The sequence below is a fragment of the Pectobacterium brasiliense genome, assembly GCF_013449685.1.
In the GTDB taxonomy this organism is placed as follows: domain Bacteria; phylum Pseudomonadota; class Gammaproteobacteria; order Enterobacterales; family Enterobacteriaceae; genus Pectobacterium; species Pectobacterium brasiliense_A.
Genome location: NZ_JACDSF010000074.1, coordinates 1 through 26,552, shown reverse-complemented (window position 1 = coordinate 26,552; position 26,552 = coordinate 1). Strand labels below are relative to the sequence as shown.

General features: G+C 45.4%; 21 protein-coding genes and 2 pseudogenes. 8 read left to right on the top strand and 15 right to left on the bottom strand.

Annotated elements, in window-relative coordinates:
• Positions 1-276: 276 nt before the first annotated feature.
• Positions 277-1,221: an ArdC family protein gene (locus H0248_RS20830; RefSeq protein ID WP_180787332.1), complete on the top strand. Its 945-nt coding sequence runs from the start codon at positions 277-279 to the stop codon at positions 1,219-1,221.
• A gap of 450 nt (positions 1,222-1,671) precedes the next feature.
• On the opposite strand, the gene H0248_RS20825 is transcribed toward H0248_RS20830, so the two are convergent.
• Complete coding sequence (locus H0248_RS20825; protein ID WP_180787331.1) at positions 1,672-2,295, bottom strand: hypothetical protein; 624 nt, start codon at positions 2,293-2,295, stop codon at positions 1,672-1,674.
• A 591-nt stretch (positions 2,296-2,886) separates the two neighbouring features.
• Here H0248_RS20825 and H0248_RS20820 point away from each other — a divergent pair.
• From H0248_RS20820 to H0248_RS20800, 5 genes are all read left to right on the top strand, one after another.
• On the top strand, positions 2,887-4,125 hold the full coding sequence (locus tag H0248_RS20820) for an IS110 family transposase (protein ID WP_180787330.1): 1,239 nt from the start codon (positions 2,887-2,889) through the stop codon (positions 4,123-4,125).
• A gap of 428 nt (positions 4,126-4,553) precedes the next feature.
• On the top strand, positions 4,554-5,855 hold the full coding sequence (locus H0248_RS20815) for a KAP family P-loop NTPase fold protein (RefSeq protein WP_180787329.1): 1,302 nt from the start codon (positions 4,554-4,556) through the stop codon (positions 5,853-5,855).
• 160 nt (positions 5,856-6,015) lie between these two features.
• A complete protein-coding gene (tnpA, locus tag H0248_RS20810; protein WP_180787328.1) occupies positions 6,016-6,453 on the top strand; it encodes an IS200/IS605 family transposase in 438 nt (145 codons plus the stop codon).
• Between the two features lie 677 nt (positions 6,454-7,130).
• On the top strand, positions 7,131-7,871 hold the full coding sequence (locus H0248_RS20805) for a hypothetical protein (RefSeq protein ID WP_180787327.1): 741 nt from the start codon (positions 7,131-7,133) through the stop codon (positions 7,869-7,871).
• Positions 7,872-8,021: 150 nt separating this feature from the next.
• Positions 8,022-10,775, top strand: a complete 2,754-nt coding sequence (locus tag H0248_RS20800) for a TrlF family AAA-like ATPase (protein WP_180787326.1) — start codon at positions 8,022-8,024, stop codon at positions 10,773-10,775.
• A gap of 104 nt (positions 10,776-10,879) precedes the next feature.
• Here the strand turns inward: H0248_RS20800 and H0248_RS20795 are convergent, their stop codons facing one another.
• The 4 genes and pseudogenes from H0248_RS20795 to H0248_RS20780 form a co-directional block, all read right to left on the bottom strand.
• Positions 10,880-11,482, bottom strand: a complete 603-nt coding sequence (locus H0248_RS20795) for a tyrosine-type recombinase/integrase (RefSeq protein ID WP_180787325.1) — start codon at positions 11,480-11,482, stop codon at positions 10,880-10,882.
• Between the two features lie 158 nt (positions 11,483-11,640).
• Positions 11,641-13,222 (bottom strand): annotated as a pseudogene (tnpC, locus tag H0248_RS20790) (IS66 family transposase).
• A gap of 30 nt (positions 13,223-13,252) precedes the next feature.
• Positions 13,253-13,603 (bottom strand): IS66 family insertion sequence element accessory protein TnpB, encoded by a 351-nt coding sequence (gene tnpB, locus H0248_RS20785; RefSeq protein WP_063308583.1) that lies wholly within the window; start codon positions 13,601-13,603, stop codon positions 13,253-13,255.
• Positions 13,600-14,040: a transposase gene (locus H0248_RS20780; RefSeq protein ID WP_180787324.1), complete on the bottom strand. Its 441-nt coding sequence runs from the start codon at positions 14,038-14,040 to the stop codon at positions 13,600-13,602. The genes tnpB and H0248_RS20780 overlap by 4 nt, the downstream gene beginning before the upstream one ends.
• 84 nt (positions 14,041-14,124) lie before the next feature.
• On the opposite strand from H0248_RS20780, the pseudogene H0248_RS20775 reads away from it, so the two are divergent.
• A pseudogene (locus H0248_RS20775) lies at positions 14,125-14,832 on the top strand (ArdC family protein); the annotation flags it as partial.
• A 499-nt stretch (positions 14,833-15,331) separates the two neighbouring features.
• Here H0248_RS20775 and H0248_RS20770 read toward each other — a convergent pair.
• From H0248_RS20770 to H0248_RS20745, 6 genes are all read right to left on the bottom strand, one after another.
• Positions 15,332-16,264 carry an S-4TM family putative pore-forming effector gene (locus H0248_RS20770; protein WP_180787323.1) on the bottom strand — a complete coding sequence of 311 codons (933 nt, stop codon included), beginning with the start codon at positions 16,262-16,264 and terminating at the stop codon, positions 15,332-15,334.
• Between the two features lie 3 nt (positions 16,265-16,267).
• Positions 16,268-17,263: a nucleotidyltransferase gene (locus H0248_RS20765; RefSeq protein WP_180787322.1), complete on the bottom strand. Its 996-nt coding sequence runs from the start codon at positions 17,261-17,263 to the stop codon at positions 16,268-16,270.
• Between the two features lie 149 nt (positions 17,264-17,412).
• A complete protein-coding gene (locus tag H0248_RS20760; RefSeq protein WP_180787321.1) occupies positions 17,413-18,312 on the bottom strand; it encodes an SMEK domain-containing protein in 900 nt (299 codons plus the stop codon).
• Positions 18,313-18,611: 299 nt separating this feature from the next.
• Positions 18,612-19,001 (bottom strand): hypothetical protein, encoded by a 390-nt coding sequence (locus tag H0248_RS20755; protein WP_180787340.1) that lies wholly within the window; start codon positions 18,999-19,001, stop codon positions 18,612-18,614.
• A gap of 148 nt (positions 19,002-19,149) precedes the next feature.
• The gene (locus tag H0248_RS20750; RefSeq protein WP_180787320.1) at positions 19,150-19,575 is read right to left on the bottom strand and encodes a hypothetical protein; all 426 of its coding nucleotides are present in this window, start codon (positions 19,573-19,575) and stop codon (positions 19,150-19,152) included.
• A 230-nt stretch (positions 19,576-19,805) separates the two neighbouring features.
• Positions 19,806-20,498 carry a hypothetical protein gene (locus H0248_RS20745; protein ID WP_180787319.1) on the bottom strand — a complete coding sequence of 231 codons (693 nt, stop codon included), beginning with the start codon at positions 20,496-20,498 and terminating at the stop codon, positions 19,806-19,808.
• Positions 20,499-21,668: 1,170 nt separating this feature from the next.
• Here H0248_RS20745 and H0248_RS20740 point away from each other — a divergent pair.
• A complete protein-coding gene (locus tag H0248_RS20740; RefSeq protein ID WP_180787318.1) occupies positions 21,669-22,673 on the top strand; it encodes a YiiX/YebB-like N1pC/P60 family cysteine hydrolase in 1,005 nt (334 codons plus the stop codon).
• 452 nt (positions 22,674-23,125) lie between these two features.
• Here the strand turns inward: H0248_RS20740 and H0248_RS22535 are convergent, their stop codons facing one another.
• From H0248_RS22535 to mobC, 4 genes are all read right to left on the bottom strand, one after another.
• A complete protein-coding gene (locus H0248_RS22535) occupies positions 23,126-23,458 on the bottom strand; it encodes a CbrC family protein (RefSeq protein WP_180787339.1) in 333 nt (110 codons plus the stop codon).
• Positions 23,459-24,127: 669 nt separating this feature from the next.
• Complete coding sequence (locus H0248_RS20730; RefSeq protein WP_180787317.1) at positions 24,128-25,354, bottom strand: deoxyguanosinetriphosphate triphosphohydrolase family protein; 1,227 nt, start codon at positions 25,352-25,354, stop codon at positions 24,128-24,130.
• A gap of 383 nt (positions 25,355-25,737) precedes the next feature.
• Positions 25,738-26,025, bottom strand: a complete 288-nt coding sequence (locus H0248_RS20725) for a hypothetical protein (protein ID WP_180787316.1) — start codon at positions 26,023-26,025, stop codon at positions 25,738-25,740.
• Positions 26,026-26,131: 106 nt separating this feature from the next.
• On the bottom strand, positions 26,132-26,552 hold a 421-nt coding region (gene mobC / locus H0248_RS20720; RefSeq protein ID WP_308415677.1), incomplete at its 5' end, for a MobC family replication-relaxation protein.

The window sequence follows — 26,552 nt, the reverse complement described above, 5'->3', positions numbered from 1 at the left end:
GAAGTTCCTGTCAGTGCCGGTCCCAGACTCAACACCACTAATTTACTTTTCACCACTGCAAAGCAAGGAGCGCTACACCCGTCTATGCAGTGTCAGTTTTTTCTCCGTGTGACTTCCGTTCTCGTATCAGCTTCCGGTTAATCGTTTCCCAACACAACCCGTCCCGCAAGGGTAAATGGCACGCATTCTGCGCCCTTGCTGGCCGGAACGATGCCGGGAAAGCGAACCGTCAGGCGATACGAAGACGAAAAATCACACCACTGACGGAGAAAAAACATGACCATTTCCCTGCATACCCAGACTAGCGCCCCTAACACCGCAGCGGCGACCAGCGTATCCCCGCTGGAGCAGTCAGGCTCCTCAAAAACGAAATTTTCTAAAGCCAAAACCGATATTTATCAGACTGTCACCAACAAGATCATTGCAGCGCTTGAAGCCGGTGTAAAACCGTGGTTTTGCCCGTGGAAACGAGTGCCGGGCATATCTGGGTTGCCTTCCAACTTCGCAACCGGTATCGCGTATAGCGGAATGAATATCATGCAGTTGTGGTGCAGTGCATCAGAACGGGGCTTTTGCGATTCACGCTGGATGACCTACAAACAAGCGCAGGCAGTAGGTGGACAGGTTCGCAAAGGTGAGCACGGCACGACAGCCATTTTTTATTCAACCTTAGAGAAGGAAAACGAAGACGGCGAAATCGACCAGATCCCGATGCTGAAAACCTTCAATGTATTCAATGTTGAGCAAATTGATGGTCTTCCACTGACAACTGAAACCATCAGCCCGGAAGCAACCTTTGACCCATTACCACAGGGTGAAAATCTGTTTAGGAAGAGCGGCGCAAACATCATCGAGAAAGGACAAAACGCCTTTTTCAGCCCATCAACCGATGAAGTCTGGTTACCGGAGCGTCATCTGTTTTCCGATGTGGCTAACTTCTATGCCACTGGCCTACATGAGCTGGTTCACTGGAGTGGTGGTAAAAAAAGGCTTGGCCGCGAAATGAAAGGAAGATTTGGCAGTGAGGATTATGCCTTTGAGGAGTTGATCGCCGAGTTGGGAAGCGCGTTCCTGATGGCGGATCTTGGGATTGTCGGAGAGGTCCAGCACGAAAGCTATATTGCTTCCTGGCTGAAAGCACTGAAGAACGACAAACGATATATTTTCAAAGCCGTTAGTGCGGCATCAAAAGCGCATCGTTATTTGATGGATAAAGCTTGAGGGCAGGGTAAGAAGCCGTAAAGGAATGCGGCTTTGACCATATATTTCTGTGGGCAGAGTCGTGGTGGTGTTAAAGGTATAACCTCCCTGCGAATTATTCGTGGCACTGTGTGTCAGGAAAAATTCGCAGGCTGCGGGGGCGGGCGGCAAAGAGCCCGCTCATCGCTTTAGATGTATTGGCTGAGACTTGATCTGGCCGTGAGAACACGATTCAGCATGACAGTCGGCAACGAGCGAGAAGCGGAAGTATCCTGCATGTACAGCTGCGTTTAACCTCTTTGGTAAAAGAGAGTTCGACATTTACTGGCAATCGCATTAAAACTGGCGTTCCACCAGTTTCAATGCTGATAGTAGAAATGCGAGCCGTATTCGAAACGCGTTAACTATAAGGCATAAAAGCTTTTCGAATGTCTTAAACTTAATGTTGAGGCCTTTCCTAATTTAGCAGGATCACCCAATAAGGTTCTTAGCTAATTTACACTGGGTGTAGTAAGACTCAGTATGGAACCATTTCATTCCTTGTACTGGGCCATTAGCATGCATCCCGCTTCCAGTACTCAGAACGAAGAAATTACGGCGAATCAATTCGACTGCTTCATTATAATATTCATGGAAACTGTTTCCTTCCTCGTTGCTGACTCTGAGAATCAAATATCCCTCATCGTCAGATATCTCTTCATAAAGTGAAATAAAAGAATTGATTGTTGCATCACTTATCTGGGAGAAAGCTTGCACTGCAGCAATTAAATACTGCTCATCATTCCAATGATTCCTATAAATAAGTGCCAGAGCAACAAGGCCAATCTTTGAATGTGTCTGGCGAACAGCCTCTAAAATTGCATAAAAGCAATTTGAATACGTCTCGTCCTCAGCAATCTTATCAAGCAGGTCTTTGTTGATGTCTGCGTCTGAAATAAACTTTTCAAAGCGCTTTTGTAGTTGTTTATCGTAGAAATGTTGAACAAATTTAGCGACCAGACCAATGCCCGGAATACCAACATCGTTAGCCAATGCAGCTACGTCACTTCCTGTCTGAACAATTTCCTTGCCCCATTCAAACTTGTCTTTTTTCATGATAAACATCTCCTTAGATTTATCTGCTCTGGATAATTTAGGTCGTTCACCGACCCGTTTATTTGAATCTGATTCTCATTCGTTTACCTCAACGTATAGATGTTTGCTGGTATAACTCCCATCGTCTGCGCAATTCTGCTAAATCCAGTTGCAATGTAGGATGAAGCTGGGTGCCATGCAAGTGTGCTAACTCAGGTAGTGCAGGGGATGCAGGGGATGCATGCAAGATCAATATCAGTCGAAAAAGCCCAAGAGTTCAGGCTGGATTCCATTGGGGTGCCTACAAAATTCAGCTCTACCCAATTAGATCCGATTATAGCACGCAGCGGACCTGGTAACTGAGCTTAAGGTCCGCTCTGAGCGAGGTATAGTCATTCGCACCCTGAGAATTACACTTTGAAGTGATTCAGGGTATGCGCTTACTGGTTACGAATATTGAGCGAGAATCATGCGATGATCGCCGCTTTTCTTTCGAGCCAGTAGGTGCTCCACGTTCGCTAACGAATACTCAGGGCATGCAGATAAACTGCTGGCTATATTTCTTTCGAAGAGCGTGGAATGCATACCAATCCCCGGTAAGAGGAGTTGGTTATGACTGCGATAGATCAGTTTGCTGCTCATGTTGGTCTGGACTGGGCGGATAAAAAACACGATGTCTGTGTTCAGTTTAAAAACGGTGAACGCGTATTCGATGTGATTGAACATACAGCAGAAGCGCTTGATGCCTGGCTTACTGAGTTACACCAGAAAGTAAAAGGCAGAATCGCCATAGCTCTCGAGCTGAAGAAGGGCCCCGTGGTATATGCTCTTCAAAAATATCCCTTTATCACCGTCTTCCCCGTCCACGCTTTGTCCCTGGCTCGTTACCGGCGAGCCTTCTCGCCCAGCGGCGCTAAAGATGACCCGCAGGATGCAGAGCTGGCATTTGAGTTAATGCTGCGTTATCCCCAAAAGATAAAAGCTATTGAACCCGACAATGCGGATATTCGCTTACTTCAGCAACTGGTTGAGCAACGTCGTCAGTTGGTTGAAGATAAACGACGCTTTGTGAACCGGAGAATCAACACGCTTAAACAGTATTATCCTCAGCCACTGGAGTGGTTCTCACATCGGGGTAGCTTACTGTTGTGTGAACTGATTATCCGGTGGCCCAGTCTGCAACAACTGAAACGAGCCAGGCGCGACACGATCCGAAATTTTCTGAATGCCAGAGGTGACCGCGCAATGGCCCTTACCGAGCAACGTGTTGCGAGTATTGATAATGCGATCCCATTGACGACAGACCCGAGTGTTATAGAGGCTAATGCTTTGATGGCAACCGCACTGGCGACACAAATTAAAGTCGTGAGTGAAATCATCAAAACCTATGACGAACGAATCGAAGCGCTGTTTGACATATTGCCAGATGCGGGGCTTTTCAAATCACTTCCGGGCATGGGGCCGTGTATGGGCCCACGGATGCTTGCTGCACTTGGTGATAACCGTGACCGGTTTAACAGCGCTGAAGAAATTCAAAACTACGCAGGTATTGCACCGGTGACAGAACGAAGTGGCCAGAAATTCTGGGTTCACTGGCGATGGCAGTGTGCCAAGTTCGTCAGGCAGACCTTTGTTGAATGGGCTGCCAAGACGATTAACTCATCATACTGGGCCAAATTGTATTATCAGGGGCAGCGAGAAAAGGGAACATCTCATCAATCCGCCATCCGGGCTCTGGCATTCAAATGGATAAGGATCATTTACCGCTGCTGGAAGACCAGAACCCAGTACGATGAAGCGAAGTATTTGATGGCTCTCGAAGCGCGACACTCGCCCTTACTGAAGCCATAAAAAGCTTGTCGAATGTCTCAGGGCGTGAAGCGGACATTACTAACATCATCCTGTGTGTTTCAATGTGGAGCAGCAATACTGCCAAAAAGTGTGGTTGTTCTCATCATACAAACCTGATAATGATGGTTGTTTCAGAATGTTCAAAAACTACAACCTTCTACTTGATTGTTAAAGCCTACTCACAACATGAAGAACTCACAGTCGATAAGTTTGTATACATAGAAGATGCTTTCAAGATCATCTATGGGTATGGCCGGGTTAATGGCAAGTTGTGTGAAACTCGTAGTTTGATGTTTTATTATTTAGATAACCGGCCAACAACTCTTTAAACGATCTCAATAAAGAAAAGTTGTAGGTTATATTAGCAAGAACGGAAGCATCTGCTTAATAGGACAAGGTGTGGCACAATTATTAATTAGGAGGTCCCAATGAAATTAACGATGCCTTTGGTTGATTATAGTGAAGGTTTTAGCAGGACAAATGATATATTTAATCGAAAACCTCTAAGTGAAAAACTTGAAAATATTATAAGGAAATCAGAAGATGAAAGCCTTGTCATCGCTCTGGACGATAATTGGGGGAGTGGGAAAACTACATTCTTAAAAATGTGGGAAGGGGAGATAATTAAGAATGATGAATTCAAAGTGGTTTACTTCGACGCATTTCAAAACGATTTCCAGAGTGACCCCTTTGTTGCCCTATCAGCTAAGTTATATGCCTTAGTTGAAGATAACGATCTAAAAGAAAGATATCTTGAAGCAACAAAAAAAGTTGGCGGTGTAGTACTCAAAGCTGCCGCAAAAATTGGAATTGGAGCCCTTACTTTAGGCTTGGTTAAAGGTTCGGACATTGAAGATATTAGCGAGAGTGTCTCAGATGCAATTTCAAATCCGATAGAAACCTATATTGAAGAAAAACTTAAAGGAGCTGAGCAAGAAGAGAAAACTATTGAACATTTCAAAACAGTACTCTCTGAAATTGCGGAGGATAAAAAATTAATTTTCATTATTGATGAACTTGATAGGGCGAGACCTAATTACTCCCTTGAGCTACTTGAACGTGTAAAGCATATATTTAACAGTAAGAACATATTCTTCATTCTTGCAACGAATAAGAAGCAACACTTAAGTATAATAAAGAAAACTTACGGTGATATTGACGTAAATACATACCTAAATAAGTTCATCCATTTCTGGTTTAACTTGCCTACTTATAATCGACAGTCGCAAAATAATCACGTTATTGACATCTACGCAGATAAAATCCAGGCAGCATTAGATAATGAAAATAACGAACAGAAAATGGCATTTGACTGTCTTAAAACACTTATCAAAGGAAATGGGTGTTCACTGCGTGATTATGAAAGATGCTATGCCCTACAAATACTTGTTCTTGCAGCAGCACCTGAAAGATTAAGATGGGAGAATCAAATTGGAGTTGCAATACTTGTATTTCTCAAGGTTAAAGATGAAGTTAATTATAGACGCGTTAGAGATCATGAGATCAAGTCAAGAAGTGAACTAATGGGGATTCTGAAGCTACCAGATACCCATAAGTTAAAACCTATTAATCCATTCTTTGTCGCAATTAATACAGAATACATGTCGGAAGAAGAGTTCAATAACATTCCTGAATCGGAGAGCAGAACAGTTTTCAATGACACATTTGGTGACCAGTTGAAGGTGATAACAGGCAGTATTGAGTTTATCGAAAACTTGCTGGTTGAATAATTAAAAAGCCAGAATAATTTTTCATTCTGGCTTTTATTATTCCTAACTTAAAACCACGTCCTATGGACGTGGTCATCGACTTGGTTATGGCTCCGCCTGTAAAAACCTACCCATGTCAGAATCCTTTCTGTTGTCCCCACAACTGATAAGGAAATTAAACATGAGTAGGTTTCAGAGAGCTTCCCACGTGCTATGGCATTGTCAATATCATATCGTCTGGACGCCTAAATGCCGTTTCAGGATCCTGAAAGGAAATGTAGGAAAAGAAGTGTATCGACAAATTTGTATTTTAAGCGAGCAGCTTAAAATACAAATAGTTGAGCTAAATGTGCAGGTAGATCATGTTCACCTGCTAGTGAGGATCCCGCCCATGGTATCAGTCTCAAACGTAATGGGACATCTCAAAGGTAGAACCGCAATCAGATTGTTTAATAAATTCCCTTATCTCAGGAAGCACAAGCTTTGGGGAAACCACTTCTGGGCTAAAGGATATTGTGTAGACACCGTAGGTGTGAATGCAGAAATGATCCGTAAGTACGTAAAGTACCAGGAAAAACATGAACATGACGATAATCAACTGTCGTTACAGGAAGTGTGAAGAGAGGGCTCTAAGAGTCCGAACTTAGAGCGCCCCTATGGGGCGAAATCAAAGCCGCCTTCTATGAAGGCGGATTTTTACTTTTTTCTTAAATCCTGTATCTCACCTTTATCAATCATAGTAACTTCAGCTCTCCTTCAAACACCTTGTGTAGGTTAAAGACTGCTGGCTGATGGAATATAACAGCGAGCGACCTCATTAATCCCTGAATCATCTGACGTCGGAAGAATACCGGTCGATGGCTGAAAACGGAAATATCAAGAATTGTCTAAAATTAAAACAGGGAGACTTACATGATCTCCACGGCTGGTTAGCCTTATATGGCTTTTTGCAACTTTTGCTATTGGCACAAAAATGCCTGTCACGCTGTTACTGTACATAAGACATCGACAGACAGCTTTGAGCGAGGAGCGGACGTCAAAATGATAGCGGCTGGCACATTCTGCTAAATTAAACAAAACAACCCTATCCAGCATGACTGCGACCTCCATTGTCATCAGCGTAAAACGGTAATTGTAGTTGATCCATATCCGACTAAACAAAATCCACGGAAAACGGTGTATAGGACGCGAGTGCGCCATATGGCTATAGGCAAGCCTGTTCAAAAATCAGGCTTAAAGTACAATAAAGTCGGATCTCCAAACTCACCCCTGTAACTCAAAATAAGGATGTAGTAAGTGGAACATAAAAAAAAAAATGACGAGGCCGTGTTGGCGGTGATGGACGACATCATCAATACGTTTGATGAGTATGTCGTCTGTTTTTCGTTCGCGACTGAGGGCATCGCGCAACAGGGGGAAGAACTAGCAAAACACTCCTTTGAAAAGGGGCACCGTATCTGGATCGGGTCGGATGTAGCAAAAAATCCAAAGATGCACGCAAGAATAGACACGGTGGAGTGTATTGAGAAATGCAAGAAAGATGGCTATTTCTCTAACGAGTTAGCAAAATCCTTGCTAAGTATCATGTACTCTCTGTGGGATGAGGTTTATCGCCACCGACTCGCTAAAGTTACTGGCTTAGATGCTCAGTATATTGAATGCCCTTTAATGGGGGACTTACGCAAAATTCGGCACTGCATAATCCATAACAAGTCTATTGTGCCGGACAACGGGATTCGATTTGAAGCGCTAGAATGGTTGCTCCCACCAGGAGAGAAATTGGTGGTGACCTACAAGATGTTCCTGGAACTTAATGATGGCATACGAGGGGACAAAATGAGAATCCAGGGCTGGAGAATTCCACCACTGTTACAGGAAGTTATGCCACAAATGTCGGAAAAAGAACGAAAAGATTTTCATGCGTTCTTCAAGAAACCGGAAAACCGAAAGAATAATGTCGAATGGTCAGGTTTGGAAAAGTTTTTAGGCCGAATTAAATACTATCAGAGCAAAAACGATAGTAGCCCCAAAGCCTGAATGTGGCACATAGCAAAAAAGCACGTGACGCTGAAGGTCTGCCTTGAGCGAGGAGCGGAAGTTGGACTTTCCAACCTTACAAGGTAATCTAGTTTGCAAAGTTAGCGACCTCGCGCAGCCGCACTAATAAGAAGAACAGGAACGGTACAAATGAACTGGATTGGTTCTCGGTGGTGGAAATTCGACTTCCATAATCACACTCCGGCATCGGACGATTATGGAAAAGGCCCTAATCAGGCACAGTATATGCAGATCACTCATAAGGATTGGCTGCTCAACTACATGCGACAAGGCATCGATTGTGTTGCTGTAACGGACCATAATTCAGGCGCCTGGATTGATCCGCTCAAGCACGCACTCAAGGAACTGGCATCTGAGAGTCACGAGGATTATCGACCACTCTACTTATTCCCAGGCGTTGAGCTTACTGTTCAGGGGAATATCCATATTCTGGCCATTTTCGGAGAAGACAAGACAACCTCTGATATCGACTCACTGCTTGGTGCGGTCAGGTATCGCGCCACCAAAGGAAAGAGCGACGGCTGCTCTGAATGCTCGGCAGTTGAGGTGATCGACGAAATTGCTAGGTCAGGAGGGCTTGCAATACCTGCTCATGTAGATCAGGCTAGCGGACTTTTTACGGTCTGTACGGGCAACACACTAGAGCAGGTGCTTGACAACAAATGTGTTTTTGCTATGGAAGTAACGGACCTTGCTAAACCAAAACCGCAGCTCTACATTGGCAAGAATTTGAATTGGGCAGAGGTTATTGGAACCGATTCCCATCATCCGTCCGGTACCGGAAATCAACGCTACCCAGGTAGCCATTTCACTTGGGTAAAAATGTCGGAGCCATCTTATGACGGATTACGGCTGGCGCTCATTGATGGGGTTCTTTCACTGAAGCGGTCGGACAACTTCACTGGTGACCCCAATATCCATGGACAACTCGCCATCGAAAGTATCGTGGTTGATGATGCGAAGTACTTAGGGCGAGGGCAATCTTTATCTTGTCAATTGAACCCCTGGCTCAACACTATCATTGGTGGACGAGGCACTGGGAAATCGACTTCGTTGGAATTCCTGCGGATTGCTCTTAAACGGAAGGGAGAAATCCCCAAGAGCCTTGAGAAGGAATTTACCAAATATAGTCAAACTTCGAAAGACCGCCAAGATGAAGGGCTGTTAAAAGATTCCACGAAAATTACTGTAGGCTTTCGAAAAGACGGTGGCCGTTTTCGAATCACCTGGTCTAATACCGACGACATATACGACATCGAGGAAGAGACCGCTCCCGGAGTCTGGTGTGCTTCCGAGGGAGACATAGCACAACGATTTCCTGTCAGGATTTACAGCCAGAAACAGATATTCGAATTGGCAAAGCATCCCCAAGCACTCTTACAGGTTGTCGATGATGCTCCGGTGGTCAATCATCGTGATTGGCAGCTTAAGTTGGACGAATTGGTTTCCAAATATCTCTCGCTTCGCGCCCAGGAGCGTGAAGTTCAGGCCGGGCTTCAGGAGGAGTCGGTAACTAAAGGTCAGCTTGAAGACGTCAAACGCAAACTCGATGTTTTTGAAAAGGCGGGCCACGCGGATGTCCTTAAGGCTTACCAACTCAGACAGAACCAAAGTAAGGCTATGGACTCCTGGGTAACAACTTGGGAGGGTTCCGCCGAACAGGTCCGAGATATTTCTAGAAGCCTACTGCCAGCAGAATTGGATTTACAATATTTCGACATTGGAAATACGGATGACAAAGAACTCTTCGATACTGTCAAGGGCATCCGTGCGACGTTTGAGAAGCTTCAGATAGATATGAACTCGATCGCGCAGCGGATTGATGATGTGAAGAACTCATGGAATCAAGCGCGGTCAGACTTGGGAATATCGAAAAGAATTACAGCGGCGAGCCAGGAATACACCGGCCTCCTCGGTCAACTCAGCGCAGCAGATGCAGGTGATCCATCTGCATATGGTGTTCTGGTTAAGCAGCGACAAGATTTCGAAGATAAGCTCAAGGGATTCGACAAAAAAAGAGAAGCTCTTACGCAGCATCAGAAAAGCGCGGAAGAATACCTGGTCAAGCTCCATGAGCATCGAGCATTGATAACCAAGCTTCGTGAGGACTTTCTCAAGGATACCCTAGTCGGCAATTCATATGTACAGATCAGTGTCATTCCGTTTGGAAACAAGCTTACGGTTGAGGAAGAATTCCGTAACCTGATCGGCCGCAGTAGTGGCGGATTTGACCGCGACATTGGGGTTGTTGACGGGGATGAGGGCTTGCTGGCTTATTTAACGCAAGACCAATCCAAAACTATGGATGATAAAATTGAGAAATTAAAATCATCGCTACTTGCAATCCATGAAAACGATACTATAGCGGTGGATTCCTGCAAAGATCGACGTTTTGTATCCCACATTCAGGGGCTAACTCCGGAACAGATAGATCGAATTCAATGCTGGTTTCCAGGTGATTCTCTGGATATCAGATATAGCCTTAAGAACGGCGAGAGTTTCAAACCCGTAGAGCAAGGATCTCCGGGTCAAAAAACGGCGGCTCTCCTTGCATTTATCCTTTCATATGGCAATGAGCCTCTTGTACTTGATCAGCCTGAGGATGATCTTGATAACCACTTGATCTATGATCTGATCGTGACGCAATTGCGTGAGATCAAACAAAAACGACAGGTTTTAGTGGTCACGCACAACGCTAACATCGTCGTGAATGGTGACGCGGAAAACGTCATTGCCCTTGATATTCGGTCTGGTCAAACCAGAATTGTGACGCAAGGGGGTCTTCAAGAACCTTCCATACGCGATGAGATATGCCGAGTGATGGAAGGTGGCAGAGAAGCCTTTACCCAAAGATACAAACGAATCAATGCAGTAATCACATAGAACGGAGTTGCACTCGAACGGCAATTGCACAGCGCAATTGCCGCCAATGCTTGGTCGTTAACGTCTGCGCCTAGCACAGGGCTGCTGTTGCAGTCCTGACAACCCTAGACTTCAATCGATTCAGAGATCTCTAACGCATCATCGCCTTCAATGCCCAGATAACGGACTGTGCTTTCCAGTTTCTTATGGCCTGACAGAAGTTGGATCACCCGGAGATTCTTAGTTTTCTTGTAGATCAGGTAAGGTTTTGTTCTTCTCATGGAATGTGTGCTGTAAATCGAATCTTCAAGACCAAGTTTTGCTACCCACTCATTAAAAATTCGGTTGTATTGCCGGGTTGATATGTGCTGGTTAGTACCGACCCGAGATCTGAACAAGAAGTCTTTACTGTGTAAATTGCCAAGCTTTATCAATGCAGTAACAGCTTCTCTTGTCCCTTTGGTTATCTCAAATTGGACAGGGCTGCCTGTTTTCTGTTGTAGCACCGTAGCTCTGCTTGAAACAGAGCTACCATATGCAACATCAGATACTTTGATTTTTACCAGATCACAGCCTCGTAGCTTACTGTTCAAGGCCATATTGAACAGAGCCAAATTGCGCGTTTTACCTTCCAGTTCAAGCCTGATTCGAATCCCCCAGATATGAGATATCTGAAGTGGTCTTTTTTGGCCGATGATACGGTCTTTGTTCCACGGTAACGTGTTCATACTCAAATCTCCTGCAATGTGGGAAATTTGAGTATGGTTGTCCCTGATGAGTTAGGAGCTGACGGTATCCGCCACATTCAGCTCTTAAAAATATTGATAATTAATAGATAAGAGCAATTTTATTGGATGTAAGCGATCAGTGAGTGCCGTATTGACGGCTATTTATTGGTGAGATCCACGTTCCATGGCAGCAGTTCGGCCACTTTGTTGCTGGGCCACTCCGGCAGTACGCTCAGGATATGGCGAAGGTAAGCCTCCGGATCGATGCCATTGAGCCTGCACGTACCGATCAGTCCGTACAGCAGTGCACCACGCTCACCTCCGTGATCGCTTCCGAAGAAGATATAATTTTTTTTGCCAAGACAGACGGCTCGTAGCGCGCGTTCTGCGGCATTGTTATCAGCTTCAGCAAGACCGTCATCGCAGTAGTAGCACAGGGCATCCCACTGGTTCAGGGTATAAGCGAACGCCTCGCCCAACCGGGATTTTTTCGACAGAGTGGCGCTTTTCTCCACCAACCAGTCATGCAGCGATGTCAGCAATGGCTTACTTCGGAACCGCCTGGCTGCCAGCCGCTGAGATGCCGTGAGACCGCGTATTTCTTCTTCTATCGCGTACAGCTCCGATACGTTTCAGGGCTTCCTCTGCTGTCGCTGTTTGCGTGCTTATATAGACGTCATGGATTTTTCTGCGAGCATGGGCCCAGCATGCGGCTTCTGTCAGCGGCCCTCCTTCACGTTCCGGACTGAACAACCGATCATAACCTGCGAAGGCGTCCGCCTGCAGCACACCATGATAGTGGCGAAGATGCTGCTGAGGATGTTTCCCCTGCCTGTCTGGCGAGAAGGCGAACCACGCCGCTGGCGGGTCAGACGAGCCAGCGCTCCGGTCATCGCGAACATACGTCCAGATCCGCCCGGTTTTCGTCTTCTTTCTGCCCGGTGCCAGCACCGGAACAGGGGTGTCATCAGTGTGCAGTTTGCGGCAGTCCATCACGTATTGGTAAAGGGCTTCATCCAGCGGGGCCATTAACCGGCAGCAGGCATCCACCCAGTTGGAGAGCAGCGCACGACTCAGGTCCACACCCTGACGCGCCAGGATTTCAGTCTGGCGATACAGTGGAGTATGTTCACAGTACTTGCTCGTTAATACGCGGGCCAGCAGACCCGGTCCGGCGATACCCCGGTCGATGGGACGTGATGGCGCAGGGGCTTCAACGATACAGTCGCATCTGACGCAGGCCTTTTTCACTCTGACCGTGCGGATCACTTTCAGTGCGCTGGAGACCAGTTCCAGTTGCTCCGCGCTGACTTCGCTGAGGTACTCCATACCGTTGCCGCATTCCGGACAGCAGGTTTCTGCTGGCTCCAGCCGGTGTATCTCGCGGGGAAGGTGTTCCGGTAACGGACGACGATGGCGCAACTGGCGGGGTACCTGTGGATCGTCATCCCGTCCGTTGTAGCGATCGCTTTGCTGCTCCTGCTGTTTCAGCAGGGCTTCGGCTTCTTCAACCTGTTGGCGAAGTTTTTCTGAGCGGGTACCGAACAGCATTCGCCGCAGTTTTTCTATCTGTGCCCGCAGATGCTCTATTTCACGCTCTTCGTTTTCTATTTTCTCTTCTGCGCGGGCCAGCGCCGAACGCAGGAACGACTCAGTCTCAGCAACGAGACTGAGCTGGCTGTCTTTCTGGCGGAGCGCGTCTTCCAGCGCGGCGATACGGGCGAGATAATCCTGACTCATGACGCCATTTATAATGCGGTTATACGTTTTTTACAACATTGTCAGAGAGTTAAGGCGAGCTGTTTTGGGCTGACGCCAGTCCAGCTTATCGAGGAGCATGGCGAGCTGTGAGCGGGTGATGGCGATTTTACCATCGCGTACAGCAGGCCAGATGAACTGGCCTTCTTCCAGACGTTTGGTAAACAGGCACAGGCCATCCGCATCGGCCCAGAGGATTTTTACGGTATCCCCCTTGCGGCCACGGAAGATAAACAGATGGCCGGAGAACGGGTTCTCATCAAGAGCATGCTGTACCAGCTCGCCCAGGCCATTGAACGATTTACGCATGTCTGTGACGCCGGCAACCAGCCAGATGCGGGTGCCTGACGGGAGGGATATCATTGTGTCCTCCCGGTCAACTCGCGGATCAGCACGGTCAGCAACTCTGATGACGGGTTTTCCAGCGTCATTTTGCCGTGGCGGAACTCAACATGACAGGAAGTCGCGCTGGCGTGAGCGGATGAGAACGTACACAGAGTGTCATTCTCTGCAGCGGGTAACGGGTCGTTGATAACGTCGACGGACAACAGCGTCGGAGAAGCCGGAAGAGATTGTGGTACCGCCTGCCCCACGATAGTAGCAGGCATTCGACGAGAGATTCGCCCCTCTCTCTGCCAGAGGCGTAGCCACTTAAAAATGAGATTATTATCAACGCCATGCTCCCTCGCCAGTTGTGCGACGTTGGCATCTGGTCGTGAGGCCAGTTCAACCATCCGAAGTTTGAAGTCATTGGAATAGACGGTACGCGATTCAGTCCGCCAGTTGGCAGCATTTTCCATGAACAGAGCTCCTTCTAAATTAGACGGAGCTCTAAGCTAGCGATCCCGGAACCAGAATCACAGGCGGCAGTGGCTTTACGCTTACTGGCATACAGTGGAATGAATATCATGTTGTTGTGGATCAGTGCGTCAGAGCAGGGATTCAATGATTCGCGGTGGATGACCTACAAACAGGCAAAAGCGGAAGGCGGTCAGGTACGTAAGGGAGAACACGGCAGTACCGCCATTTTCTATACCACACTGGAAAAGGAAAATGACGACGGAGAAACTGACTATATCCCGATGCTGAAGACGTTCACCGTGTTTAATGTTGAGCAAATTGATGGGTTGCCTCTGAGTGACAAAGCAGTTTTCCCGGCAGAGGCCTTTGAGCCGATACCGCAGGCGGAAGCGCTTTTCCGTAACAGTGGTGCGACCATCATTGAGAAGGGACAGAACGCCTTTTTCACACCATCAACCGACGAAATCCATTTACCGGACCGTCGTCTTTTTAGCGATGCCGCCAATTTCTACGCTACGGGCCTGCATGAGCTAATTCACTGGAGCGGGGGAAAAAGTCGCCTGAATCGTGAAATGAAAGGGAAGTTTGGCAGTGAGGGGTATGCGTTTGAAGAGTTGATCGCCGAGTTGGGAAGCGCGTTCCTGACGGCAGATTTGGGGATTACTGGAGAGGTTCAGCATGAAAGCTATATCGCTTCCTGGCTGAAAGAACTGAAGAACGACAAACGCTATATTTTCAAGGCCGCTAGTGCAGCATCGAAAGCGCATCGTTATTTAATGGATAAGCTTTGAGTGGGAATGCACTGCAAAGGAATGGGCTTTGCGTGTACGGGGCTTTTAAAACTTTAACGCTGTAGGAACATGAGTGAGGCGGAGCGCAGGCAGGGCGAGCACCGAACAGTCATGTTCCTGCAGTGGAATTAAGACAACCCCGAGGAGGGATTGATGTGTAATTACTCCATGTCGTTAACTGCATTAGCTCATATCGCCGTTTGGCTTTCTCGTACAGCAAACAACCATATATGGCAGTCAGTTAAGAGCGATCAACGGACATTGCTAACAGCATTCTGTGTGAATTATCAGGGAGCAGGTCACGGAAACAACCAATGTCTGCTATTGGCCAAGCGGACCATCCTTACCTCAGTGAAATCCTGGTTATTTAACCCAGTCTTCCAGCATCAGGCCCGGCACCCGCTCAAACTCCCTTACTGCGCAGACAGTCAGACAACATAAATGGTTTATCGCGATGTGGCTCCGGCATAGATAAAGCATACAGCGGAGCTAGAGAAAATCAGTCTTGCAGGTGCATCTCCTTCAGATTCGTTTCAAAGTAATCAACATAAATTCGCTCATTTTTTGGCTTCATTATCAGCTGAATACCGTTAGGAACGGGTGGGCATGAGGCTCGGTAGGAGAAAATTTCATCCTGGATATTCCGGAGGGTATAACCCAGTTGCTCTTCTTCCGCCCTTCCGGACACCCTGATGCCGGATAATTCCTTCTCAACGTACTTTTTCAGCTTCTTGCTTCTTTTCATACTGCTGCGATTATCCAGAAATTGAAGCAAAAAATAGCGGATAATCGGCAAAGTGAACACCACATAGAACAGGATCTCATTCAGCCCAGATTTCATGGCGATGCCGTAAACAAGCATCGCGACAGGCGAGACAATGAAAGCCGAAAGATAAAACACGTGCAGCACCTCCCTGAGCGATTTGTCCCAGCCGAGGTTTTTTCCGTGGCACAGGAGCGCCATTACGGCCTGCGGCGCGTCATACACCTTACTGACGTACCAACCCTCTTCGCCAAATCGCTTTCGTGCTTTTTCCGGACTGTCTCTGAAATATGCAGCTGCCCGGATGATCTCATCACGTGAGATCTCCTCCACCTTCAGTTCATTGCGCCGGATGCCAAGTACCCGGCAGTCGTACATTTCCTGGATTGAGGCTGCCTTCCTGCGCAGTGCCGAGATGTGTCCGCTGATGGCAATGTTAAAGGTAAGCACCAGGAGTCCATACAACCCCAACAGCGAAGACAGCAGATCTGAATCGACAAATCCCCGGCTCCGGTTGCATACGGTAAAGAGCGAAAGCAGGAGTGGCACGATGATGCTGAAGAGAAAATTCAGCCTGTTCCAGTTTTTTACCCTGTCGTAGATACGGGCCTGCGCATACAGTAAATCCAGGTTTTCTCTGGTCGACTGGTTCGTATAAATGGCATTCATGGTTCACCCGTAAACAGGAAAGGACGGCCCGAACACATCGCGCCATTTATTGATGGATTTTCCATACTCTTTATTATCTTCAAACCATCTCGCCTCCGATGCCTTCTGCGCATCGAGATAACATCTGTCCGATATCGCCTTACGAGCCTCGGCTGAAAGAAAGTTGATATCTCCCTGTATGCCTTTGGGATCGTTGACGGAGAACTGCACGAACAGACCAAGATGGCGGAGAAGCGCTTCCAGCTCCATATCGACAAACGATGAGCAGGATGTCCTGCCGGCGTAATAGTCCAGAATCAGCGTCTCCAGCAGGTAGGAACTCATGGAAGGCATCGTCGGTCGCCGCTGCCAGTACTTGACTGCTCTAATGACATTGAGCACATTGCCGTCATTCTGGACATTGATAGTTATGACTCTGTCCCTGTCTTTGCGGGGGGCGGTAAACTTCCAGTGACCGTTGCCGTCGGGGATCAGGTAGTAAGTCCTTCCAAAGACATCTTCGCTGGTGATAAAGCAGGGTACGATATCAAAATTCCAGTCCTTGCTAACCAGTTTCAGCGTGACGGCTTCCTGGTTACGTCTGATATCAGCCTGAGCGTACTGGGCAATGTCCTGCAGGCGGTTTTTAAAGGCATTCAGAATCCTGACGGAGCAGATAGTGTCAGCTCCCGAATGCCGATACCCATGCAGGCGCGACCCCTCGCCGGAAGAGGTCAGGGAGATCCGGTCACTCAGAACGTTATAGGTGGCACTCTGCGCGGATAAGCCGAACATCAGATCGATATCGTCTAGAGGACGGATTTTGGTTCTTCTGGCAAAAGATCCAAAGGCAATATGGATCGCTGGATAACTCACCGGAAATTTATCGTCTTTCTCAAAATCATTCATCTTACCGATAAGCCAGTCGCGACTTGCACGCGCGTCATCTGTATCTGCCTTTTTGAGATTCACGGTATCTTTCATAAATTCGTTAAAGGCAGCTATTACTGTGGTCGCCATGTTCAGTCCTTTAATTTTTTTAATGCAAAAGGCACAGGGCTCTGTCGTACATCAGAACACTCCAGTTCCCCGGAAGATTCGTTACAGTTTATTCTCAGTACAGCAAGTTCACTACTGCTGGTTATTATTGGTTTGCGCTAGGCTGTCACTTATAAATTCACAATTCTTATTTTTAAATTAATGTTGTTCAGACTTGCAATCTCGGATGAGTTATTTGCTATTTTAGCTTTTAACTTATTGATTCTAATCATATCTTCATGGCTAATATAAACAGATTCATATTGTTTATCTTTTGATTTGTTCACTATAGCTTGAATAACAGACAGATCATCCATTACATCTCTCAGGAATTTAATCATGCTTTGATCTTTGAAGTCAGATATCGATTTTGAACGTTGCTTACGTTGGATTGTTCCTTTTGTTATTACTTCATTAATTTCTTTTAAGCCGGTAAGCATGTCAGATAGGTTGCCTTCCTGGTCCATCTGATGTTTAATTGCATTGCGATTGATAATGTTGAGTATAATTTCAAGTGAATCTTTATCACTCCAAGGGTGTAATGAAGTATAATCCTGATGACGTCGAATGGCATCAAGCATATCCTGAATCATATCTTCATCTGCTTTATCGCAAAGTTCATTTATAAAAAAACCGGGGTCAATTATTTTACAATAATTTGGAATCGTGTGTTTTGATACTTTACAAAAGCCAAAAATATATAAAACAGAGTATTTGTCTTTTAGGCTCGCTCCTAATTCATTCTTTTTTTCAAAGGCCGTGATAGTTTTATCTATTTTTGCCGGGCTTGCATTCGTAGTAACCTGAACTGCTATCATTTTTTGGTTATCAGCTAAATCAATGGCGGGGAAATTAACTTTAATCTGATTCATGTTTTCCAGTTCCCCCAGTTGCAATGCACGAAACATAAAGATGGTCAATGACTCAATCATTCTTTCCATGTCGTGAAAACCAGCCTTTTTGCGTTGCTCGATATAAAGCTGAAGCAGTGCAATATCACTCTGTAAGTTTCTAATAAGCGGATCAATCATAGCTAATAATCCTTTTTAATTCATTAGTTGTGGTCAGTTTTTTGGACTGTTAGTTTAATTTTATATATTTATATAAATAAGCTATACAATATCACCAAGGTTTCATAAAACCCAATGCTTTCATGCAAACCCACTAATTTTGCTGAATGCTTTCTATGGTTAGCAACGTCCGCTGCTGGCACACAGCAGACAAACACGTGACCCTGAAGGTCTGCTGAGAGCGAGGAGCGGAAGTTCGCAACTCCAACAACTACATGACGAACCTTTAGGTGTCGTAATCAACGGAGTATACGTCATCGTCACTTTAACTGCTTCAATGGATAAGAGTTAGTGGTACTGGAACCGTCACTGTAGAGCTCGGTTATAATTATTTTTTTACCATCAATAGCATATTTGACCGTACTGTCTGCAGGATCATCCCGCCAGCGACCGGTGCTGTCAGGATTGTCAGATGCCCACATAACTTGATCACCTATAAGCTTGCACTTGATTGCCCAACGGGTGCCATCGTTCTGTCGGATATAATGTACGTAGGCAATACCTGATTCGGCTTTATCCAACTGCATGAGCTTATGGTCACGGCCAAACATCGCAGCAGAAGCTGCCTTGCAAACCTGACCTAGGGTGGCTTCAGAAGCATGTACCGGCGCAACAAACACCAACGGAACAAGAAGTAAGAGTTTCTTCAAATGGATCAATCCATTTTGTTTATTTTCAGGAACAACGCTAACTGTATATTTCGGCAATCAAAAGCGTTTCTTGACACTTATTTAGCGTTGTGATGATAGGACTGACTAACTTAGTCTCCCTAGCGTAATCTCAAACTCTGCCTGACTGTCAGCTTGGTTTCTGTTGTGCATCCTCAGCGTGGTAAGCAAACAAAATATCGGGCATGAGGCCAGTTTTCTCTATGGTGGTCAGCACGGACTGAGTAGATGCTTCAGCGATAACCTTCATTGCCTCATCACGGATTTCAACATACGCAGGGTTATCTCGGGGCACGAATGGTTCAAGGAGGTAGCCAATCGCTTTACCGTTAACAGAGAGGCTGAATGTGCCAGCAACACGATCCACATTCCAGATATAAATGAGAGGACCAGGCCCAATATCCTCACAATCATCCTCGTTAAGGATCCCTGGAAGATAGACGGGCATAGACAGCTTTTCATCACTCAGCGTCAGCGCAATAAACTGTTTTGCCGTGATTGAGGAATCTTGCCTGGGCTCAGTTTCAGCTCTTTTCTTTCTAAAGAATCCGAACATGCCTTTTCCTTGTTAGTGGTGAATCAGAAAGATAATTATCAATCCTACAGTGCTAAATGATCAGGTCAATGGAATGGCCCATTCCCATACCTGGACACAGAAGAAGTTCATGCCCGGCAAGGTCCATAGTGAGCGAAAAGCGCACGTAGATTGCTAATCAAAAGACTTGTTATAAATATCCACACTAAAATATGCCTATAAATATAAATCATAGAAGAAAGCCACTGTAATTAAATACCAGGACTTTTTTTACTCTTACGATTGTGTTTTTTTGAGAGCAAATGCATTACTGCCGGCCTTGCCCAAGACTCAAATTCATTAAAAGAATCAAACTCTAACCCATCAATATATTTTGATGATGATGTTGCAATTAATGATATAGTCCCATCGTATGTTTCTTCTGAAGATCTTTCTGAACTGAATAGCCATTTCAAATAAATAAGGAATTCTTCAAGACTCAGTCCCACTGCTGATTTAGAGATTTCAGTTGCAAGATCTTCCCCCTGCAACACCGTTGGTTCCTTAGGCTCATCTAATAAATTCGATTTTACAAGAATGCTCTTTCTACAAACGCTATCTTGATAAATAGTATACCTTGTTTCTAATCTCTTGTTCTCGCTTACGCCCCACATGATGAAATGACAATTCCGATGAGAGTTAGTCATTCTTTCATTTTCTAAAAGCTTGTGACACAGGCCATAAACTCGATCTTTATCTTGCTCACTCTTGATTGCTTTTTCGTAAGATTTAAATTCAATTAATAGAAAGTTATCTAAAACACTGAATATTGCATCCGCATTAGCCTTGTTATCCTGCCCAGCCAATTCAAAAGTTACATCCGTCAATTCATTCTCTTCGCATGCTCGTTTGAACTGATTTGTGAAACGAGTGGTAACAGATGGTTCCCTTCCGAGTCCTCGCATATTTATATTCCTTAATTATGGTAAGTATTATGGCTGTTATAAGAGAAGTATGTAACATTAAAATACAGATGCAGATATCATACATTTACATAATATTTTTGTTACAACTTTTTTTGCAAACGTTCATGTACTCAGTCCGCTCCTGGCACGAAACGGACATCCTCCTGGAGCTGGGGGTCTGCTAAGAGCGAGGAGCGAACCTTGAAAGTTTTGTGCACGCTTACATCACGATGAATCAACCGACTGGTAGAATATCAGCTGTTATAAGTTTCGCAAGACGTTCAAATTTGAATACTGAAACCGTAAACTTTATCTCATCATTGTTGCTAACCCGATGGCCTTAGTATGAAAGATATCAACGTACACGAGCTGGACAGTACGATAGCAATTTATTTTGGCCAAGATTATGATCTTACGGTACCGGTGAAAGCGTGGAAACCCGGGTTTGTTCTGAAGTGCCGCGATGCGGTGAATGGCGTAAGCTTCAGTCGATTCGCAACCGGGGAGTTTCAGTGCTAGAACTAAGAGCTATGCAGGCGCAATCTCAAACGCCTGTTCCGCTTTTTCACTGCACTGGCTGCGCGGAAACTTAGGTTCTGCCTGCTCGGCTGTATTCTGCCGGCGCAACTCTATGAGCCCCTGTCTCGGAGGGCCGTCTGGGATCCGGAGTATATGCAGGCAACACCGGTGTCCGGACGTAAGGTTGTCTGGCTGCAACAGTATCTGGAAGCTTACTGAGCGTCACCTTACCCGACCTATACCCCGTAATGAAGGCAGATAAACACACGCCTGAAGCTTGTACAGTAAGTATCCGGAACGGTGAGGCTGTCCGGAGCGCTGGAGAACACTTGGGCGCGATATAGTGCGGGTGGCGAAGGAGTGATAAGTCAGAAATGAACAGAACCCGTCAGACATTGTGTGGCAGATGATCACTTGCCGCTCAGCTGCCGTTTAGCGGTGTGATTGCGGTTAACGGAATACTTATTTATCCTAGATAACGATGTCAGATACACAGGACATTTCAAGGAAAAAAGGGCGAAGATATGCAGCGCATTCGGGCTGTTCTTTCAGGTGCGGAACCTTATTTTCCTTTCCCGTTAAAGATTTTTCAATGCGGACCACGCACGCAGGCGTAGTTCTTGTTTTTTATACACAGGTATAACAAAAAATATGTATTTAGTTGACCATGAGAAATTAGAGGTGGGGGATATCATTCTCACCGGTGGTAAATCATTCGTAGGGACGCTGGTCAAAATTTCCACTTTCAGCCGGTTTTCACATGCCATGCTGTGGATTAACGACACGCTCATTCATTCTGATAGCGGGGGCGTATACTCAAAAAATCCGCAACGAATTCTTTTTGATAAAAGGTCGCAGGTTAAAGTGCTAAGGCTCAGGAAAAGATTAAAACAACGTCAAATAACCGCTATTAATAGTCATGCCAGATCGTTAGTTTTATCAGTGTACTCAACGGTTGAAGCTGCGGCCGTGGTCATTCCATTCAGACTCCCTTTAAGTGAGCGTCAATTCTGTTCACGGTTGGTAGCGCAGTGCTATTACAAAGCCGGGATAAGTCTGGTTAAGGACAAAAATTATTGCTCGCCAGCCAACTTTGATAACCCGAAGCTGTTTGATGAGGTGCCAGAAGCCGTTCGTGAGGCTACTCAGGAGGACATCGATTTCACCAAAAAAAGAGATGTAAATTTAGAGACTCAGGTTGATACCATCAGAATGATCACCGAGATACGAAAGATGTATGGTAAAAAAATTCAGACTCTCAAACACGTAAAAGATTTAGTGTTGGAAAGGCCGGAAACAGATGCGGTTATTACGGGAATTGCCCTCAGGAGTGGATATTTTGACCACGCAGAAGTTGATATGGAAGTTAATTCATGGCGTTATAATGAATATGAATTCCGTGAGTATGCTCGTAAGTATGGCATTCCCGTGCTGGATCTGGCTGCTGAGATTAGAAATGTCGGTAGTTCTACTGCATCCGTACATAAAAAAGAACTCGAGAACTACAAAGAACTCTTAGAGAAAACAGGGGCTGATTTTTATCACCATCATGTCATTCTTTATAAAAAAATCATCAACACGGATAATATCAGGAAGGATTTGGCTAAAAATATTGCCCGGAGCATCTACGGATTTGTACCTGCCGCTTTCGTCTAATTTATTACTTCTTTGCCGGGTATTAGGGGCTGCTTGGAAAACGGGAAACATCCTACATTAAGCTTGTTTTTTATGCAGGTGTGACAGGCAGATTTGAGCACAAGCAGTTTGAAAACTCATAGTTCCAAGTAGCCAAACAATATATCAACCAATCTGACTGGGTTATCTTCAGTGACAAAATCGTCTAGGGCATCAGGGATGCAATGCTATCTGATGCCTGCCATGTCCTTGAATATGATTAGCCATGTTGGTATCCGCAGTGTTCATTTGCATGTTTATAATTTTATTGGGAAAGTAAGTTCGTTGCATGGGTTGATAAAGAATGGTTGATCATATGTAATCATCGCTAAGGCCAAAAAGTGATCAGGAGTTTTCACACAGCCTGAGCGATCAACGGAAGTTGACATTTACCTCAAACTCAAAAGATCACGACTGGAGTTGTAGTGATTCAACTAACTGTTTCTTTGATAGGGTCTATGAGAAATCCTAGTTAATAACGATAGCGTTACAATGTTTACAGATGAATTTATAACACCCTGATCAACTCCGGGTACATACCCAGTAATAAACCTCTCCCAGTCTTTCCGGTTCTGGTCATATCTCTCCATCCAGATGTGGATTGTACTCTCACCTGCAACACTTATATCTTGAGCAGAAGCATCTCCATGAAATTCACATGCATCATTACAATGCGTTGCCCACTCCTGGTCTTGCCAAGTAAAGAAATCAGGTGTGCGGTAACAAATCTCTTTTGATACGTTATCATCAAAAAATTCAGGATCTATCTAAATAAAAAACCGACTAAGGCGGACTCTACAGTATCGCCATTTTTAATACATTGAGCACACAGCATGGCATCATTAGTACCAGAGGAATATCGGGGGCCAATATATTTTAACTTCTTGACTTCTCCGCAACAGTTATAAGTAAATACCCCCGCCAGTAAATGCTGTCGTTAAGTAATAATGGCTCATATATTTAAATGTAGACATACTCAACCCTTATGTTATTAACAAGATAATTAAACACTGGCCCCTAAGAAGTAACATAAATTAAGGGTTATGACCTACAAACATCAAAGCACCTTTGAAATGCACCTCTTACCCCTCCCAGTTGCTCCACACAAACTGTTGTTAGATACTTCCGCACCTGGCACACAGCAGTCATTACTCTCATCTGTGACGCTCCTTTTAAACTGCCCCGAAGGACGGATCGTTTTGACTAAATGCACTATCCATTATCCTCCGCCATTCACTAAGAGCATATGTTACGGGCTTAGTGACTGTTAGGCCGAAAATCAGCGTGAGGTAATACATAAGCGGTTACCAAACGTATTGAAAAGCCTGCCAGGATGCAAAAGATGCTGTTCCGGCAGGCTATCAAAAAGGTTTTAAAACAGAACGCTGCACTGTAGTTGAAAGTAATTAATGCAGTATAGACGTCTATCGTTGGTGTTATTTCTTACAATGAGTTTCCCATTCCTTGACGGCGAATGTGTCCATCATGCCTGAAATGTAGTCAACCACAGCCCGCGCTTTTTTGGTTTTTAACTCATTCGGCTCTGTTTCAGATAACGAAGACTTGAGCTCAGGTGACAAAAACTTATAGTTGTCACTGGCATTATAAAACGCATATAAATCACTGATGATCTTATTTCCTTCAAACTCGTAAGTCAGTATGTTCCTTTTGCGCATGATGACCCTGAAGAGCAGCTTTTTGAGACCTTCAGCAAGTTCCTGTAAAGTTTTGTACCCAAGCTCATCATAACCATTTTTACTTTTAACGACGCCAATATCCATGACCAAGCGGTTAACAATATTGGACGTCAGCTCTTTTCGAAAAATTATGGCAAATTCTTCTGATGACTTCAGTAATGTTGCCTCAGATGCAGTTTTCTTGGACGTACTGACAATCTCATTGAAGTGCTTAAGAGCAACGTTGTAGTCTGGTGATTTGAGAAATTCATACTCAATATCTTCGATAGTAACCATGTTCCTGCTCAACGCATCTTCCAGGTCATGCGCTGCATAGGCGATTTCATCGGCGAGATCCATAATCTGCGCATCAATGGTTTTTTCACCCGCCTTCATGTCTAGTTGCTTATCTTTCAGCAACTGCGTATAGAAGGCATAGTCATCATCATAAATGAATTTATCTGAAGTGGATTTTGTATTTGGATACTTGATGACAGACAATAAGCTGCGGTAGGTGAGGTCTAAGCCTGCACAGCGGGCATATTTTTTCTCGAGTTTTCTCAAGATACGAAGCGCTTGGGCATTTCCTTCATATCCGCCGATTTCAGCAGATAAGTTGTTAAGCTTTTTTTCCCCTGAGTGCCCGAATGGAGGGTTCCCAATATCATGGGCCAGTGCTGCCAGCTCAACAACCACGGGGAATTGCAATTTAAGATCTGATGCAATACTGCGTGCTATCTGTGCGACTTCAAGGCTGTGGGTTAAGCGGTTTCGGTTAAATTTCTCAGGATCTACTTCAAAAAGCTGCATTTTCCCCTGAAGCCGTCGGAATGAGGATGAGTAAAGAATTCGTGCATAGTCTCGCTGGTAATCATCTCTGTTTCGGGCTTCAGAGCTGACATCAGTATGCTCACGGCTATGTCCCAGCGCATCAATCAGTTTTTGCTCTTGCTTCTTCGCAAAAGCTATTGTTTCGTCATCGTACATATTACATCCTTGCTGTATTTGAAAAATCTCAACAGATAATTTCCCCTCTCTGTTCGAAAAGGGTGGCGGGTGAAGTTGAAATGCATAATGAGTGTTTTACATAATTCTTTATATTTTTTTCAACTGCGTTTTGTGCTCTTTTTTGTATGCGGTCTGCCAAAAGCCCTGCAATTAGCCCTAAGAATCATTTTTTATCGCCATTTTTTGCGTATACGATTGCCTGATTCATCGGTGTATAACGGGATTTGAGAGATTTTCTATTGTTCTGGTGAGCTGCCCTAATTTTGAAAATATGTTGAGTTAACGATTTCCGCTTTTGGCACAGAGCTGCCTGCCAGATTAGGTTTTGCCCTGTGTCGTAGTTGTGCCAGGCCAAGTCTGAGCTAATACAAATCATCAGTATCTCTCTGAAGCATCTGAAGGCGCTGTTCTAGGCTATCCAGTCTTTCTTCGAGGTCATGACTCTGCTGCTCAATATCTTCCAGCGTTTCTGACAGAACGTCACGCAGTAGCACAAAATTTGCGTGCAGGGCATACACAAAATCGTTGCCGCGAACCAGTAATGCTTCGCGCGGTATGTCCTGTAATGCCGAATGCGTCATCCATGTCACCAGCGCTTTTGCGCTCATTTCGGTCAGTACGTCCGAAAGTCGGTCAGTTTCTCTGTTCATTCTGGAGTCCTGTCTATTCTGATGGTGGGGGAGTATTTCGAGGGGTATTATTTCAGGCAGTTGCACTGCTGGTTGGGTGGGTGGGGCAGTAAGTGATAGAGAAGAACTATATGCCGTGGTCTACATCGAGCCGTTGCAGCTCGTCGAGCGTGTAGATGCGGAAGACATTCCGGTGGCGGGTTTCCAGCGGGATGTGCTGGTGGTTAACGATGACGTGCCTGATGCTGTCAAAGAGCCGTTCAAGGCCGCGCTTTTTCTGCGGATCCGGCACAATATAAAAAACGTAAATCCAGTCTTTACGGGTTCGGGCAAGCAAATGACTGGCGATGATCGACTGATAACGGGCTCTGGTTTTCAGACGACGCTCGGTCTCAATGGCGATCACGGTGCCGCCGGGGAGGGTAATCAGACCGTCCGGTCGGTGACTGACCTGGTAACGACTGAGGAAGGTTGTGCGATCGCCATTTATCCACCCGGATGCGCCTTTTTGCTCAAGGATGATCCGGGCTGCCTGATTATCAAGGTGA

Coding starts and splice junctions, on each gene's coding strand:
- H0248_RS20830 (WP_180787332.1), top strand. CDS start 277: ATGACCATTTCCCTGCATACCCAGACTAGCGCCCCTAACACCGCAGCG.
- H0248_RS20825 (WP_180787331.1), bottom strand. CDS start 2,295: ATGAAAAAAGACAAGTTTGAATGGGGCAAGGAAATTGTTCAGACAGGA.
- H0248_RS20820 (WP_180787330.1), top strand. CDS start 2,887: ATGACTGCGATAGATCAGTTTGCTGCTCATGTTGGTCTGGACTGGGCG.
- H0248_RS20815 (WP_180787329.1), top strand. CDS start 4,554: ATGAAATTAACGATGCCTTTGGTTGATTATAGTGAAGGTTTTAGCAGG.
- tnpA (WP_180787328.1), top strand. CDS start 6,016: ATGAGTAGGTTTCAGAGAGCTTCCCACGTGCTATGGCATTGTCAATAT.
- H0248_RS20800 (WP_180787326.1), top strand. CDS start 8,022: ATGAACTGGATTGGTTCTCGGTGGTGGAAATTCGACTTCCATAATCAC.
- H0248_RS20795 (WP_180787325.1), bottom strand. CDS start 11,482: ATGAACACGTTACCGTGGAACAAAGACCGTATCATCGGCCAAAAAAGA.
- tnpB (WP_063308583.1), bottom strand. CDS start 13,603: ATGATATCCCTCCCGTCAGGCACCCGCATCTGGCTGGTTGCCGGCGTC.
- H0248_RS20780 (WP_180787324.1), bottom strand. CDS start 14,040: ATGGAAAATGCTGCCAACTGGCGGACTGAATCGCGTACCGTCTATTCC.
- H0248_RS20770 (WP_180787323.1), bottom strand. CDS start 16,264: ATGAATGCCATTTATACGAACCAGTCGACCAGAGAAAACCTGGATTTA.
- H0248_RS20765 (WP_180787322.1), bottom strand. CDS start 17,263: ATGGCGACCACAGTAATAGCTGCCTTTAACGAATTTATGAAAGATACC.
- H0248_RS20760 (WP_180787321.1), bottom strand. CDS start 18,312: ATGATTGATCCGCTTATTAGAAACTTACAGAGTGATATTGCACTGCTT.
- H0248_RS20750 (WP_180787320.1), bottom strand. CDS start 19,575: ATGTTCGGATTCTTTAGAAAGAAAAGAGCTGAAACTGAGCCCAGGCAA.
- H0248_RS20745 (WP_180787319.1), bottom strand. CDS start 20,498: ATGCGAGGACTCGGAAGGGAACCATCTGTTACCACTCGTTTCACAAAT.
- H0248_RS20740 (WP_180787318.1), top strand. CDS start 21,669: ATGTATTTAGTTGACCATGAGAAATTAGAGGTGGGGGATATCATTCTC.
- H0248_RS20730 (WP_180787317.1), bottom strand. CDS start 25,354: ATGTACGATGACGAAACAATAGCTTTTGCGAAGAAGCAAGAGCAAAAA.
- H0248_RS20725 (WP_180787316.1), bottom strand. CDS start 26,025: ATGAACAGAGAAACTGACCGACTTTCGGACGTACTGACCGAAATGAGC.